Below are 15,445 nucleotides of genomic sequence, written 5' to 3'. Positions count from 1 at the left end.
AGCCGGGGTCGGATTCGGCGTCAGCTGCTCGAAGTTGCCACCGGAAGCGCCGGTTATGGTTGTGCTTACAGTCGAACCGTTGTTGTAGACGTCGTTCGCCGGGGTCTGGAAATCAACGCTGCCCTGGGTTTTGCCGGCTTCAACGGTGATGGTCTGGCCATTGGACAGGGTCACGGTTACCGGCGTCTGGGCAGGGTTGCTCAGGGTCACGGTGTAGGTGATCACGCCACCTTCAGTGACGCTTGGCGAAGCGGTCAGGGTCGCAGTGGTGGTGTCGACCGAATCGTTGATCGTGGTCTGCGCCGGGGTCGGATTCGGCGTCAGCTGCTCGAAGTTGCCACCGGAAGCGCCGGTTATGGTTGTGCTTACAGTCGAACCGTTGTTGTAGACGTCGTTCGCCGGGGTCTGGAAATCAACGCTGCCCTGGGTTTTGCCGGCTTCAACGGTGATGGTCTGGCCATTGGACAGGGTCACGGTTACCGGCGTCTGGGCAGGGTTGCTCAGGGTCACGGTGTAGGTGATCACGCCACCTTCAGTGACGCTTGGCGAAGCGGTCAGGGTCGCAGTGGTGGTGTCGACCGAATCGTTGATCGTGGTCTGCGCCGGGGTCGGATTCGGGGTCAGCTGTTCGAAGTTACCGCCGAGTGGCGTTTATGGTGACGCTGACAGTTGATCCGTTGTTGTAAACGTCGTTCGCCGGCGTCTGGAAGTCGACGCTGCCCTGGGTCTTGCCCGCCTCAACGGTGATGGTCTGGCCGTTGGACAGGGTCACAGTCACTGGCGTCTGGGCAGGGTTGCTCAGGGTCACGGTGTAGGTGATCACGCCACCTTCAGTGACGCTTGGCGAAGCGGTCAGGGTCGCAGTGGTGGTGTCGACCGAATCGTTGATCGTGGTCTGCGCCGGGGTCGGATTCGGGGTCAGCTGTTCGAAGTTACCGCCGGTAGCGCCGTTATGGTGGCGCTTACAGTTGATCCGTTGTTGTAAACGTCGTTCGCCGGCGTCTGGAAGTCGACGCTGCCCTGGGTCTTGCCCGCCTCAACGGTGATGGTCTGGCCGTTGGACAGGGTCACAGTCACTGGCGTCTGGGCAGGGTTGCTCAGGGTCACGGTGTAGGTGATCACGCCACCTTCAGTGACGCTTGGCGAAGCGGTCAGGGTCGCAGTGGTAGTGTCGACCGAATCGTTGATCGTGGTCTGCGCCGGGGTCGGATTCGGGGTCAGCTGTTCGAAGTTACCACCGGTAGCGCCAGTAATAGTTGTGCTGACGGTCGAGCCGTTGTTGTAGACGTCGTTCGCCGGGGTCTGGAAGTCAACGCTGCCTTGGGTCTTGCCCGCTTCAACAGTGATGGTCTGGCCGTTGGACAGGGTCACAGTCACTGGCGTCTGGGCAGGGTTGCTCAGGGTCACGGTGTAGGTGATTACGCCACCTTCAGTGACGCTTGGCGAAGCGGTCAGGGTCGCAGTGGTGTTGTCGACCGAATCGTTGATCGTGGTCTGCGCCGGGGTCGGATTCGGGGTCAGCTGCTCGAAGTTGCCACCGGAAGCGCCGGTTATGGTTGTGCTTACAGTCGAACCGTTGTTGTAGACGTCGTTCGCCGGCGTCTGGAAGTCGACGCTGCCCTGGGTCTTGCCCGCCTCAACAGTGATGGTCTGGCCATTGGACAGAGTAACGGTTACCGGCGTCTGGGCAGGGTTGCTCAGGGTCACGGTGTAGGTAATCACACCGCCCTCGGTCACCGACGGATTCGCCGTCAGTGTCGCAGTGGTGGTGTCGATGGTATCGGTAACCTGGGTAACCGCCGGCGCTTGCGGCACAGTCACCGTCAGGCCGTTGCCACCGGTGGTACCCGTTACAGTTGCCGAGATCTGGCCACCGTCGATATACGGCGTGTCATTTGCCGGAACCACGACATTGACGCTGCCGCTGGTCTGCCCGGCCGGGATGACGATAACGGCACCGTTAGACAGGGTGACGATCAGGTTGGTGGTCGGCGCTTGGCCAACCGTGGCGGTATAGACGATTACGCCACCCGCTTCGCTGATGGAAGGAGTGGCGCCAAGAATAAGGTCGGTAGCAACGTTGGTGTCTGTCGTCGGCGTAGTCACCTGGTTGTTGCTGGTGGTATCCAGCAAGCCAACTTCTTCACTATCGAGCGCGCCAGCAAAGCCCAGCCCTTGCGTCGGGAACCCGACGGTAGCGTCTACCCGGCCCGCGGTTTCCTCCAGCATCACAAAGCTGTGACCACCGCCCAGCGCGCCGCCGCCCGCTGCGGACGGGCCGGCTGCGGTGGCCTCAAGCTCGGTAGTCGGGTCGACACCTGCAGCGATCGCCTGTTGCAGTTCTTCCACCGACGGTGCGGCCTGTGCGGTCGCCTGGCTCAGGTCGGTGCTGCTGTCGGGCGCATCGGCACTCCACTGGCTGTCACGGCCAAGGTCAAGCAGACGGCCATCGGCCAGCTCAAGAGTAACTGCGCCACCCGGGCCAGTGAGTACTTCCTCACCTGCCAACAGGCGGTCCCCTTCGATGAGCACACGGCGAATACCCTCTGGGGATACCGCAATAACCTGGCCGACAATGCTTTTGACGATGGCTACAACGCTGCTCATTGGACTCTCCGTGTGACCCTATGGGTACTTCCCTGCCAGAGCGGCACTCGCAGCCACTTCAGGCGGAACTATGTCGATGATCTATTGACGCTTTTTTTCGTCAATTTTTCGTCTATAACTATTTGGAATTACTTAAATGCCAAACTATTGACCTTATACAGGCCATCCTAAACAATCGGCAATGTAATGTCACATTGATATTTGTACCTTAGCCAACGGTTCATTCAGAACAAATGTCGTACATCATCGAAAGCGCGCTCAACGCTATTTTCGGCAACATTTATTACACCCTGAGTCGGTATTTCATGCTGCTGACAATCCCCCCCTTCAGCAACCGTCAAGCCTGCAGACGTCAATTTAAAAGCGCCCGGGCTGCCGCGTTTAGACAAGCACAAACCTTGCCTTAGACCCGACGGGCAGGGGCATCAAAACCCGCAAAACCAGGGGATTGTATAGCCGCACGAGCCAACACCAGCCGCTGAGCGCGTGACGTGCAACAACACTTCATCGCAGATCAAAGGGATAGAGAACGATTGCGCAGATAACCACACGGCGATGATGGCAAACCATTGACGATTTCTGAACCAGAACCGAGCGTGCAAACAGACTTACGCCGATGAATTTTAACGATCGGCACCTATAAGACCGTCAACAAATCAGCGCCCATTTACTGACGACGAAAAAGATCGATCACCGACGGCAATTCTCACTCGCCCCGCGGGCAGTCTATGCTGCTGAAAATGCTTCAGCCTGCATGCACACTGGATCAAAAATGAAACACCCTTGCTCAGGAGCAGCCTGGTAGCAATGAACGACGTACAATTGTTTACTCAGTATCGATTCGAGGCGACCATTGGCCGTCTGCTCAGCCAAAGGGCCTTGTAGGCCTCACCTACACCGCTTGGCAGTACCATTGAACGCCAGGGCGAGCCGGCCCGACCTTAATGCCGGCACAGCCACCCCACCCACCACAAGGATGAAGAGAGCGCCGCGTGGAATCTGAAGTCAGTCGAGTCCAACTCAACCATGATCCACGCAGTCAGCATGACGATCCCTTGCTGGATAGCCTGCTGAGCCTGTGTGTCCTGCACCAGAAACCCGCCAGTCGGGTCATGCTGACCACCGGGCTGCCGCTACCCGCCCAGCGCCTGAGCCCCGAGCTGCTGCCCCGCGCCGCCGCCCGGGCCGGTCTGCAAGGGCGCCTGTTGCAGCGCAAGCTGGAACAAATCCCGAGCATCGCCATGCCTGCGATGCTGCTGCTAAAGGAAGGCCGCAGTGCCGTCCTGCTGGGCTGGGAGAACGAAGACACCGCGCGCCTGTTGCTCAGCGAGAGCGATGGCGGCGAGGTGCATGTAAGCCGCGAAGCCCTGCAAAGCGACTATAGCGGCCGGGTGTTCTTTGCCCAGCCGCAGCACAAGTTCGACGTCAACCACGGCAACCTCATCCCGCGGGCAAAGTCGTGGTTCCGCGATACCCTGCTGCGCAGCAAGTGGCTGTATATCGACGCCATCGCCGCCAGCCTGGTGATCAACCTGATCGCCCTGGCCGCGCCGCTGTTCGTGATGAACGTGTACGACCGTGTAGTGCCCAACCAGGCAACGTCAACGCTCTGGGTGCTGGCCATCGGTATCGCCGGCGCCTACATCTTCGACCTGATCCTCAAGGGCCTGCGCGGCTTGTGCCTGGACCTGGCCGGCAAGAAGACCGACCTGATCATCTCGGCGACGCTGTTCGAGCGCATCGTCGGCATGTCGATGAAGTACCGCCCGGCCAGGGTCGGCAGCTTTGCCCAGAACATTCACGAGTTCCAGGGCCTACGCGACTTCCTCGCCTCACTGACCCTGACCAGCCTTATCGACCTGCCGTTCACCGTCCTTATCCTGATCGTCATCGCCATCATTGGCGGGCACTTGGTGTGGATCCCGATCATTGCCTTCCCGCTGGCCCTGGGCATCGGCTATGCCTTGCAACGGCCGCTGATGGCGACCATGGAACGGACCATGGCCCTGGCCTCCGAGCGCCAGTCCAGCCTGATCGAGACCCTCGCCGGCCTGGATGCGGTAAAGGTCAACAACGCCGAAAGCGAACGCCAGTACATGTGGGAGCAGACCCTCGGCACCCTCAGCCGCCTGGAACTGCGCGTGAAGGTGCTGTCGAGCCTGGCGATGAACATCACCCTGCTGATCCAGCAGCTGGCTGGCGTGGCGATGATCTGCGTCGGCGTGTACCTGATCATCGACGGCAACCTGAGCATGGGCGGCCTGGTGGCGTGCTACATGCTCAGCGGCCGTGCCCTCGGCCCGCTGGGCCAGCTCAACGGTTTGCTCGCCCGCTACCAGCAGGCCAAGGTAACCATGGTTGCCACCGACCACATGATGGAACTGCCGCAAGAGCGCAACTTCGAGGAGCGCCCACTGAGCCGTAAGGTACTGCAGGGCAGTGTCGAGTTCCGCGGGGTCGATTTCACCTACCCGAACCAGCAGAACATGGCGCTGAAAAACATCAACCTGACCATCCGCCCCGGCGAGAAGGTCGGCATCATCGGGCGCAGTGGTTCGGGCAAGAGCTCGCTGGCCAAGCTCATCGTCGGTCTGTATGAGGCCGATGGCGGCTCGCTGCTGGTCGATGGCGTGGACATTCGCCAAATCGACGTCAGCGAACTGCGCCACAACATCGGCTATGTACCGCAGGACATCCAGCTGCTGGCCGGCACCCTGCGCGACAACCTGGTCAGCGGTGCCCGCTACATCGAGGACGAGCTGATCCTGCAGGCCGCCGAGCTGGCAGGTGTGCATGAATTCGCCCGCTTGCACCCGGACGGTTACGAACTGCAAGTGGGTGAGCGCGGGCAGAACCTGTCCGGCGGCCAGCGGCAGAACGTCGCCCTGGGCCGTGCGCTGCTGCTCAACCCGCAGATCCTGTTGCTGGACGAGCCCACCAGTGCCATGGACAACACCGGCGAAGAGCGCCTCAAGCAGCGCCTGCAAGCGGTGGTGGAAGGCAAGACGGTGCTGTTGGTCACGCACCGCGCCTCCCTGCTGTCGCTGGTGGACCGGCTGATCGTGATCGATCGCGGGCAGATTGTCGCCGACGGCCCGAAAGCCGCGGTCATGGATGCGCTGAAGAAGGGGCAGATCAGTGTTGCATAAGCTGGATATTGGGCAATTCAAGGATGGCCTGCGGCGCTACTTCAAAGGTTCCGATTCACTGGGCGGGCAGCCGCTGCCAGAGGTCAACAAGGCCCTGATCGAAGATGCGCCGCGGGTTGTGCGGCTGACCATCTGGGGCGTGATCCTGTTCTTCGTGTTCTTGATCGTGTGGGCCAGCGTCGCCCCCATCGACGAGGTCACGCGGGGCGAAGGCAAGGCCATTCCGTCTTCCAAAGTGCAGAAGATTCAGAACCTGGAGGGCGGTATCGTCGCCGAAATCTTCGCCAAGGAAGGGCAAATCGTTGAAGTCGGCCAGCCATTGCTGCGTCTGGATGAAACCCGCTTCGCCTCCAACGTTGGTGAAACCGAAGCTGACCGACAGTCCATGGCTCTGCGGGTCGAACGCCTGAGTGCCGAGGTAGAGGACCGCCCGCTGAAGATCGACGAAGAACTGCGCAAAGCGGCACCAAGCCAGGCAGCCAGTGAAGAGTCGCTGTACCAGAGCCGGCGCCAGCAACTGCAGGACGAAATTGGCGGCCTGCAGCAGCAGCTGGTCCAGCGCCAGCAAGAGCTGCGTGAGTACAGCTCCAAACGCGCCCAGTACGCCAACAGCCTTGAGTTGCTGCGCAAAGAAATCGGTATGTCCGAACCGCTGGTGGCAACCGGCGCAATCTCCCAGGTCGAAGTGCTGCGCCTGCGCCGCGCCGAAGTGGAGAACCGTGGGCAGCTGGACTCCACCGCGCTGGCCATCCCCCGTGCCGAGGCGGCCATCCGCGAGGTGCAAAGCAAGATCGAGGAAACCCGAGGCAAATTCCGCAGTGAAGCGCTGACCCAGCTGAACGAAGCACGCACCGAGCTGAACAAGGCCACGGCCACCAGCAAGGCACTGGACGATCGGGTGCACCGCACCATGGTCACTTCGCCTGTACGCGGTATCGTCAAGCAGATGCTGGTCAACACCATTGGTGGGGTGATCCAGCCTGGCAGCGATATCATCGAGGTGGTACCACTGGACGACACGCTGGTCATCGAAGCGAAGATCCTGCCCAAGGACATCGCCTTCCTGCACCCTGGCCAGGAGGCAACCGTCAAGTTCACGGCCTACGACTACACCATCTACGGTGGGCTCAAGGCCAAGCTGGAGCAGATCGGCGCCGACACCATCACCGACGAAGACAAAAAGACCACCTACTACCTGATCAAGCTGCGCACCGACCGCAGCCACCTGGGAACCGACGAGAAGCCGCTGCTGATCATTCCGGGGATGGTGGCGACGGTGGATATCATGACCGGCAAGAAGACCATCATGAGCTACTTGCTCAAGCCGATCATGAAGGCGCGTTCGGAGGCGCTGCGCGAGCGCTGACAGACGAGATATGAATGCCCCACGGTCAACGCAACACCTGTAGGAGCGGGTTTACCCGCGAAGCAGGCAACGCGATGGATGGCACGGGCTTCGCCCGTGTTCGCGGGTAAACCCGCTCCCACAGGTACGGCGCTGGTGCCACGGGCAGCGTCGTATCTGCTGGGTTGTCGGTGGCCAAGTGTGATCAGCGCCAGGGCGCAGGTTCACCTACCAGTTGCCCCTGAATGCCGCCTACCCCCATCTCCTGCAACACCCGCCGCTCACCGTCTGTCTCGACCCGCTCAGCAATCAGCGGTAGGTCGATGCTGTGCGCCGCACGCTGGATCGCCTCGATGAACAGCCGCTTGTGCTGCTCATGGTCGATGTTGCGAATGTAGCTACCGTCAATCTTCAGGTACGCCAGGCCCAGGTGGGCCAGGTTGCCGATCATGCTGAAGCGCCCGCCAAAGCGCTGCAACGCTAGCCCGAAGCCCAACCCGTGCAGGCGCCGGGTGAGTTGTTCCAAGGCTGCCTGCTCAGGCAACTGTTCCTCGCCAATTTCAAAAACCAGCCGCGGGCCGAGCGCCGCATTCTGGCCCAGCAGTTCAAAGATGCGGTGCAGGGCCTTGGGGTCGGCCAATGTAGCGGCGGACAGGTTCAGCGCCAGCACCTGGTCATGCCCACGCAGGTGCGTCAATACTTTCCCCAGCACCAGCACGTCCAGTCGCGGCATCCAGCCAAAGCGCTCCAGCCAGGGCAGGAAGCGGCCCGCCGGCAATGCCTCGCCCTGACCATCCTGCAAGCGTGAAATCACCTTGTGGTGCAGTACCCGTTGCACCGAAGCGCAATCCACCACCGGCTGGAAGAACAGCTCGAAATGCCCATTGCTGAACGCCTGATCGAGACGCTCGTGCCAGGCGTGCTGGCTATCGGCAGCAACTGCAGCCACGCCTTGTTCAAGGCATACCCACCCTGGCGTTGGCTGGTTTTCGGCACGGGCCAAAGCCTCATCGGCGAGCTTCAGCAAAGCCTGTGGAGAATCGCCTGGGCTGAACGGCGCGAGGCCAATACAAGCCACCGGGTCGATATCACTGGCGCCCGTTTCGTGCAGTCTCTGCAGCGTTGCCTCCAAGGCCTGGGCAAGGTTCACCGCTTCTTCATGCACCATGCCCGGCGCCAGTACGGCAAACTCGCCACCGCGGCTGCGGGAAATCAGGTCGTTGGTTTCCGGGAAGCTGGCACAGGTGCGGCGCAACTGCTCACCCACGGCCTGCAGCAACTGGTCGGTACGCTGGCCGCCAAGGCGTGCGTTCAGCCCCGCCAGCCCTTGGACACGCAGTAACAGCAGGTAGCCGGCGCGCGCGTCTTCCAGGTTGCTTACCCGGGTGTTCAACTGCATTTCGAAATAGCGGCGGTTCGATAGCCCGGTCAGGCTGTCCTGGTAGGACTCCGCACGCAGCCGTTCGCTGCGCTCGGCCTGCTCGGTGAACAGCGCCTTGAGCTTCTCGACCATCTGGTTCATCGCCTGCACCACACGGCGCAGCTCCGGTGTGCGCGGCAACTCAGGCAGGCTGAGGAATTCACGACGCGCAATGGCGTGGGATTGCTCGACCATATAGTCCAGAGGCCGCAACTGGCGGCGCAGCAGCAAGGCGCCGAGCACGGCGCTGGCCGCTCCGCACAGCAGCAACCAGCCCAAGCTGCCCAAGGCGCTTTGCCAGAGTTTGGCAATGGCAAACATGGGGTGGCTGATCACCTCTACCCGCGCGGCCTGTTGCCAGCCACGGCTGACGATGGCGTCGCCACCAGCGGCCTCAAGGCCAATCAGGTGCACGAACCAGGCAGGTACGCCGCCAGGGTCCGGCTCCGCGTGGCGCTCCACCAGCACGGCATTGGAGCCCAGATCGACGACCTTGATGCTCGCATAGTAACCACTGTCGAAGATCGAGCTGACCATCAGCTCGACCATCGCCGGGTCGTCGATATTCGGCGTCAGCGATAACGCCAGCGCGGTCGCTGCATCTTGGGCGTGCGACCGCAGCTGGTTGACGTACTGGCTGCGTGAGCTTTCCAGGCTGACCATGAAACTGCCACTGAAGGCGACTACCAGGAACAGGCAAATGGCCAACAGCAATTGTTTGAACAGTGACATCTGTGCTCCTTCAGTAAACCGGCTCGGCCGGGAACCCTTCGGCCTGCATTTTCTTCAGCAAATCCTGCCAGCGTGACAGCCGCTTGGTATCGCCGACCTTCTTGTTGCCTGTTGCGCCCGTCAGCCACAAGCCTTCGCCATTGAAAGCGTAAACCGGCAGCAGGTCGGTACGTTGGCTTGCCGGCTTGATGGCATCCATCAGGCTATCGAGCACCAAGGGCTGGGCCTGTGGGTTCGAATAATAAGTCAGGACCATGTGTGCCCGGTTCTGCCGCAACGCCTTGACGTAGGTGATGCGGAGTTTTTCGCTGGGTATACCCATGCGCCGCAGGCTGAAATATTTGGCGATGGCGTAGTCCTCGCAGTCCCCGGCACCTTTGATCAGTGCCTGCACCGGTGTCGCCCAGTAGTCGACCTCGTGCCACAGGTCGATGTCCTCTACATAGCGCAATTGCTGGTTGAAGAAACGGTTGACCACTTGCAGCCGCTCAAGCTCAGTACCCTGCTTCTGCGTGGCCATCAGGTTCTGCCACGCATCGATACGGCCCTGCCCGGCACCCAGAGGGCCATACAGGGCCTGCGACTTGCGGCTGATCTGGGAGAAATCCCAATCCGCGTGCAAGCCGCCCAGCAGCAGACTGCCCAGCAGCGCGGCAAAGCCGACACGTCGCACAACGGTTTTGAACATCCAGGATATCGCCACTGCCAAGCCCTGTTCAGGCCAGTCGAAAGCAGCGATGGTGCGGCTTGCTACCGCAAAAAACAATGGCACCCTGCAATCATGCATCCGCCTGTCAGCCCGCCTACACTTTCTGTTTATATCCTTCTATAGCCTGCTTCCTTTGGCACGTGACTTCATCCACCATAGCCGCGCTTTTGGGGCGCCCGTTCCAATCCGGGCCTTGGTTTGACAACTCCCCCAAGCTGTTACTAGTGTCATTGGATCCAACTTTAGTCATCGTTGAGGCAGACGTCGCGTGGCCGAAAAAATCAAATTGAGCAATGTGCTGGTCAGCGAGCAGCTGTCGCCGCACCAGGCCCGTGCCGTGATCGAAGAACGCCTGCGTAGCGCCATCCTCGATGGCCGCCTGCCCCCTGGCACCGCCGTGCGACAACAAGAGCTCGCCACCTTGTTTGGTGTCAGCCGCATGCCTGTGCGCGAAGCCCTGCGCCAGCTTGAAGCGCAATCGCTGCTGAAAGTGGAGATGCACAAAGGTGCGGTGGTTGCGCCGCTGATCGGCGAGGATGCGGTGGATACCTATGCCCTGCGTGTTCTGCTGGAGAGCGAAGCGCTGCGCCAGTCTATCCCGCTGCTGGATGCCAGCGACATCGCCAGCGCACGTGGCTATATCCAGCAACTGGAGAACGAAACCCGCCACGCCGAAATCGGCCGACTGAATCGCTTGCTCCATATGACGTTGTACAGCAAGGCGTCGAACAGGAAGCTGTTGCGCCTGATCGAGGACGAACTGAACGAAGAAGAACGCTTCCTGCGTTTTCATCTTTCTTCCATGGGCTTGGGCAAGCTGACCCAGGACGATCACAACGCACTGGTAGATGCCGCCAGCGACAAGCTGGTGGACGAGGCGGTAGCGGTGCTGGAACGGCACCTCAATAGCGGGGCTTTGGTGATCCGCAACTATCTTGATACCCAGCGAGGGCGTTAGCCCGTAACTGGCCTTATGTGCGGGGCGAGCAGATGGGTTGCAAATTCAGCTCGCCGCGCCAACAATGAGACTAATTATCATTCATGTCCATTGATGCCAGCACCCTCCCCCTATGCCCAGCAATGACTCCGTGCAAACGCTCTACAGTGACCACCACGGTTGGTTACACGCCTGGCTACGCAGCAAGCTGGGCAATGCCGCCGATGCCGCAGACCTGGCCCATGACACCTTCGTCCGCTTGCTGCAACGCCGCGAACACCTGCAGCTAAACACCCCTAGGGCCTTCTTGCGCACGGTAGCCCGTGGGCTGATCATCGATCACTGGCGCCGCGAGGAGCTGCACCGGGCCTACCTGGAGGCATTGGCCCATGTGCCGGAAGCACAGTCTCCATCAGCCGAAACCCGCGAGCTGCTGCTGGAGTTGCTTGAACGTATTGCGCGCATGCTCGACGGCCTCAAACCCAAGGTACGTCGCGCCTTCCTCCTGGCCCAATGCGAGGGGCTGAAGCATCAGGCCATTGCCGAGCAGATGGGGATCTCAGTGCGTACGGTGGAGCGTTACATCGCTGATGCGCTCTACCATTGCTATGTGCTGCGCTATGAAGACGAGTGTTGAGCCAATGAGTGCCGCACGCCCTGATGCAAAAGCGGTCAAGCAGGCCATCCAGTGGATGCTGCGTCTGCGTGAGAGCGGGCATGAGCCGACCTTGCAGCAACAGTGCGCGCAATGGCGCAGTGCCCACCACGAACATGAGCAAGCCTGGCAACGGGTAGTGCACCTGCATCAGGACCTTGACCTGCGCTCGATCCCGGGTGCAGGGCTGGCGTTGCAGACCCTGGAAACCAGCCAGCAGCGCCTGCACCGCCGGCAAGCGCTGAAGCTGCTTGGCGGCGTTGTCATGGCTGGGTCGGCGGCATGGCTGGCCAAGGACCTCGATGCCATCAGTGCGTGGGCGTCGGACTATGCCACCGGCACCGGTGAGCGACGCGTCTTTACCTTGCCTGGTGGCTCACTGCTGCAACTCAATACCCGCAGTGCTGTGGACCTGGCCTTCAATGAGCAGCAGCGTATGGTCCGCCTGAAGCAGGGAGAGCTGATGATTACCTGCAACGCCCGGCATCCCGTACTGGTACAAACTCGCGATGCGCTGCTGGAAGGGTTCGAAGGACGCTTTGTAGCCTATCAGGACAACGACTGCACACGTGTCAGCGTCAGCCACGGCAAAGTGGCGATCCACCGACCTGGCAATGGTCAATTGCTGTGGATTGAAAGCGGCCAGAACTGGCGGCTGGATGCTGAGGGGGCGCACCCGCTCGCGCACCTGAACATGGATGCGATGGCCTGGACTGAAGGGCTGATCGTTACCCAGGACATGCGCCTGTCCGACTTCCTCGCGCAGGTCAGCCGTTATCGCCATGGTTACCTGGGCTGCAGCGACGAGATCGCCGATCTGCGCCTGTCGGGGGTGTTCCGCCTCGAAGATCCGGAACGTTTGCTCCAGCTGCTGCCACAGACACTGCCCGTTAGGCTTCGTCACCGTACACGCTGGTGGGTACGTGTAGAGAGCATGACCTGACAACGCCTTGTTGATTTATGGCGGGTTTTCAATCGCGGTCCGGCTAGGACAGTAAGCGACACCTTCTGCCCTCAACTCTTCAACGGACCCTGCATGCCTATCAACCCGGTGGTAACCGACACTTCCAACTTGAATGATTATCGACCTGTCCTGCAATCAGCACGCTTGCGCCACGCTGTCCGGGCGGCTCTGTTTGGTACTGCATTGGGCTTGGCATTTGCTCCGCAACTTTGCGCAGCGGCTGCAACAGCTCAAGTGAGTCATCACTATGCAATCCCGGCCGGTCAACTGGCCGACGTTCTCAATCAGTTTGCCCGCCAGGCCGGCATAACCCTGTCGAGTACACCTCAGCTCACAGATGGCCTGCGGTCTGACGGCCTTCAGGGGCAGTACGCTACCGATCAAGCACTGCGCCAAATGCTCAATGGCAGCGGCCTGGAAGCCGTCAGCCAGGATGGACGTAGCTATGTGCTGCAGGTACAGCCCCAGGACACCGCCCTGTCATTGCCGGACACCGATATCCGTGGCTTCACCCTCGGTAATGCGCTCGGCAGCATGGAGGGTTACAACGCCACGCACAGCCAAGTGGCGACCAAGACGAGCACACCGTTGGTGGAGACGTCCCAATCCGTCTCGGTCGTTACTCGCCAGCAGATGGACGACCAGGGCTCACAGACCGTTGCCCAGGCCATGCGCTACACGCCTGGGGTGATGACCAATCCTTACGGTGCCACCCATCGCTATGACTATGTCGCGATGCGCGGCTTCAACGACGGCTCTGTGGATAACATCTACGTCGATGGCCTCAAGTCGATGGGCGACAACGGCACCTACAGCACCATGCAGGTAGACCCGTACTTCCTGGAGCGCATCGACATTCTCACGGGCCCATCTTCGGTACTGTATGGGCGAAGCTCGCCGGGGGGCCTGGTCGCCCTGACCACCAAGAAGCCGCTGTTTACTCCCTACCATCAGGTTCAGGCCACGGTTGGCACCCAAGGCCAGCGTGGCATGGGTTTCGATTTCAGTGGCCCTGTAGATGATGACAAGCGCATTGCTTATCGCCTGACAGGCCTGGCGGATGCATCCGATACCCAGTTCGACCACAACAAGGAAGAACGCTACACCATCGCCCCGGCCATCAGCGTCGACTTTACCGAAGACACCTCGCTCACATTGCAGGCTTACCTCCAGCACGACCCTAACGGCGGGTACCATGGCGGTAACCCTGCAGACGGCATGCTGCACAAACGCAACGGCTTGCGCTTGTCAGACCACTTCTTCGAGGGCGAGCCGGGCATCGACAATTACGAACGTACCCAGCAGTCGTTCAGCTACCAGTTCGAGCACCGCTTCAATGATGTGTTCACCGCGCGGCAGAACTTCCGTTACCAGGATTCCGACGTCTCCATGGACCAGGTGTACTCAGCCGGCTGGACGGATGCCGACAGCAACATCCTCAACCGCGCCTATACCGGCGGCGACGAGCGCCTGCATTCGTACATCATCGACAATATGCTGCAGGCGGAATTCTTCACTGGAGCTGCCAAACATACCCTGCTGCTGGGCGCCGACTACCAGCGGCGCAAAGCCGACGTCGCATGGCGTTATGGCACGGTCGACCCGCTGGACGCAGCTAACCCGCAGTATGGCAATGGCAACCTTGAGGTCCTGGGCGAAAACCGCTACCAGCGGCGCTTGCAGCAAACAGGTGCGTATCTGCAGGATCTGGTGGAGCTGGACCAGTGGCGCTTCTCCTTGGGGCTTCGTCAGGACTGGGTGAAGGTGTCCGAGGAGAATCGCGACAGCGACACCAAGGTCAACGATCAACGCACCAAATTTACTACTCGGGCCGGGGTGCTCTACCTGTTCGAGAACGGCATTGCGCCCTATGTCAGCTACTCGGAGTCGTTCAATCCCAATACCGTGTCCGACCAGGAAGGCCGCCCCCTGGCACCGACCGAAGGCACTCAATGGGAAGCCGGCATCAAGTATCAGCCTCCGGGCAGCGACAACCTGTTCACCGCATCGGTGTTCCGCATCGAGCAGGAAAACCTGGCTTCGAAGCAGCCTGACGAGAATTTCTATCGCCCGGTAGGTGAAGTACGTTCCCAAGGGCTGGAGCTGGAGGCACATGTGCAGGTGACCGACAGCCTCAAACTGCTAGGCGGCTACACCTTCACCGATATCGAATATTCCCGGTCGATGCCGAGCCTGACGTCGGCCAGCCTGGACAACAAGGGCAATTCGCCAACCCAGGCACCGAAACAGATGTTCTCGCTTTGGGCTGACTACAACTTCCACCAAGGGCCTCTGGATGGCCTGAGGCTGGGCGGTGGCGTGCGATATGTGGGCTACAGCTGGGTAGATGCGGAAAACAGCATGAAGGTGCCTTCCTACACTGTGTTAGACGCTTCGCTCGGCTATGACCTGGGCAAGGTTGGGCTCAGGGGCGTGGATGTGCGCCTTAACGCCAACAACCTTACCAATGAAAGCTACATCACCTCATGTGCCAGCCTGAACTACTGCTACATGGGTGAGGAACGCAATGTGAGCGCCACGGTCAGCTATCAGTTCTGACCGATACAACTACCCAGAAAAGACAAAGCCCCCGTCTGCATTGCAGACAGGGGCTTTGGGTTTGAATCTTGACGATGACCTACTCTCACATGGGGAAACCCCACACTACCATCGGCGATGCATCGTTTCACTGCTGAGTTCGGGATGGGATCAGGTGGTTCCAATGCTCTATGGTCGTCAAGAAATTCTGTGTGCTGGCCCGTCACTCGGACGTGCCTGCGAATCTCTGTAGTTCCTACTTAAAGACAAAACCCCTACCTGCATGCGCAGATAGGGGTTTTGCGAAATGAATCTTGACGATGACCTACTCTCACATGGGGAAACCCCACACTACCATCGGCGATGCATCGTTTCACTGCTGAGTTCGG

8 protein-coding genes, 1 rRNA gene and 1 pseudogene (1 of these 10 cut by a window edge) are annotated in these 15,445 nt (G+C 60.4%); 6 read left to right on the top strand and 4 right to left on the bottom strand.

Annotated elements, in window-relative coordinates:
• Window positions 1–2,607, bottom strand: a pseudogene (locus tag CKW35_RS29010) (retention module-containing protein); its annotated part reaches 3,114 nt to the left of the window's first position; the annotation flags it as partial.
• 992 nt (window positions 2,608–3,599) lie between these two features.
• On the opposite strand from CKW35_RS29010, the gene CKW35_RS27365 reads away from it, so the two are divergent.
• The gene (locus CKW35_RS27365; RefSeq protein WP_016484320.1) at window positions 3,600–5,756 is read left to right on the top strand and encodes a type I secretion system permease/ATPase; all 2,157 of its coding nucleotides are present in this window, start codon (window positions 3,600–3,602) and stop codon (window positions 5,754–5,756) included.
• Window positions 5,746–7,122: an HlyD family type I secretion periplasmic adaptor subunit gene (locus CKW35_RS27360; protein ID WP_016484319.1), complete on the top strand. Its 1,377-nt coding sequence runs from the start codon at window positions 5,746–5,748 to the stop codon at window positions 7,120–7,122. Before CKW35_RS27365 ends, CKW35_RS27360 begins: the two co-directional genes overlap by 11 nt.
• 184 nt (window positions 7,123–7,306) lie before the next feature.
• Here CKW35_RS27360 and lapD read toward each other — a convergent pair whose 3' ends face one another.
• Together lapD and lapG are read right to left on the bottom strand one after the other, a co-directional pair.
• Window positions 7,307–9,253 carry a cyclic di-GMP receptor LapD gene (lapD, locus tag CKW35_RS27355; protein WP_095117307.1) on the bottom strand — a complete coding sequence of 649 codons (1,947 nt, stop codon included), beginning with the start codon at window positions 9,251–9,253 and terminating at the stop codon, window positions 7,307–7,309.
• Between the two features lie 10 nt (window positions 9,254–9,263).
• The gene (lapG, locus tag CKW35_RS27350) at window positions 9,264–10,025 is read right to left on the bottom strand and encodes a cysteine protease LapG (protein ID WP_172455968.1); all 762 of its coding nucleotides are present in this window, start codon (window positions 10,023–10,025) and stop codon (window positions 9,264–9,266) included.
• Window positions 10,026–10,230: 205 nt separating this feature from the next.
• Here lapG and CKW35_RS27345 point away from each other — a divergent pair, with 205 nt between their 5' ends.
• From CKW35_RS27345 to CKW35_RS27330, 4 genes are all read left to right on the top strand, one after another.
• A complete protein-coding gene (locus CKW35_RS27345; RefSeq protein WP_016484316.1) occupies window positions 10,231–10,920 on the top strand; it encodes a GntR family transcriptional regulator in 690 nt (229 codons plus the stop codon).
• A gap of 112 nt (window positions 10,921–11,032) precedes the next feature.
• On the top strand, window positions 11,033–11,536 hold the full coding sequence (locus tag CKW35_RS27340; RefSeq protein ID WP_016484315.1) for a sigma-70 family RNA polymerase sigma factor: 504 nt from the start codon (window positions 11,033–11,035) through the stop codon (window positions 11,534–11,536).
• Between the two features lie 4 nt (window positions 11,537–11,540).
• Window positions 11,541–12,497 carry a FecR domain-containing protein gene (locus CKW35_RS27335; protein WP_016484314.1) on the top strand — a complete coding sequence of 319 codons (957 nt, stop codon included), beginning with the start codon at window positions 11,541–11,543 and terminating at the stop codon, window positions 12,495–12,497.
• A gap of 165 nt (window positions 12,498–12,662) precedes the next feature.
• On the top strand, window positions 12,663–15,077 hold the full coding sequence (locus tag CKW35_RS27330; RefSeq protein WP_177434972.1) for a TonB-dependent siderophore receptor: 2,415 nt from the start codon (window positions 12,663–12,665) through the stop codon (window positions 15,075–15,077).
• A gap of 66 nt (window positions 15,078–15,143) precedes the next feature.
• Here the strand turns inward: CKW35_RS27330 and rrf are convergent.
• Window positions 15,144–15,259 (bottom strand): 5S ribosomal RNA (gene rrf / locus CKW35_RS27325).
• Window positions 15,260–15,445 lie beyond the last annotated feature (186 nt).

The sequence above is a fragment of the Pseudomonas sp. Irchel 3F3 genome, from assembly GCF_900187545.1.
In the GTDB taxonomy this organism is placed as follows: Bacteria; Pseudomonadota; Gammaproteobacteria; order Pseudomonadales; family Pseudomonadaceae; genus Aquipseudomonas; species Aquipseudomonas fortuita.
The sequence above is the reverse complement of the archived record's forward strand: the minus strand, read 5'-3'. Positions and strand labels throughout refer to the sequence as shown.

Excerpts from the sequence above, each read along its gene's own strand:
- lapD (WP_095117307.1), bottom strand. The coding sequence starts at position 9,253 with ATGTCACTGTTCAAACAATTGCTGTTGGCCATTTGCCTGTTCCTGGTA.
- CKW35_RS27340 (WP_016484315.1), top strand. The coding sequence starts at position 11,033 with ATGCCCAGCAATGACTCCGTGCAAACGCTCTACAGTGACCACCACGGT.
- CKW35_RS27335 (WP_016484314.1), top strand. The coding sequence starts at position 11,541 with ATGAGTGCCGCACGCCCTGATGCAAAAGCGGTCAAGCAGGCCATCCAG.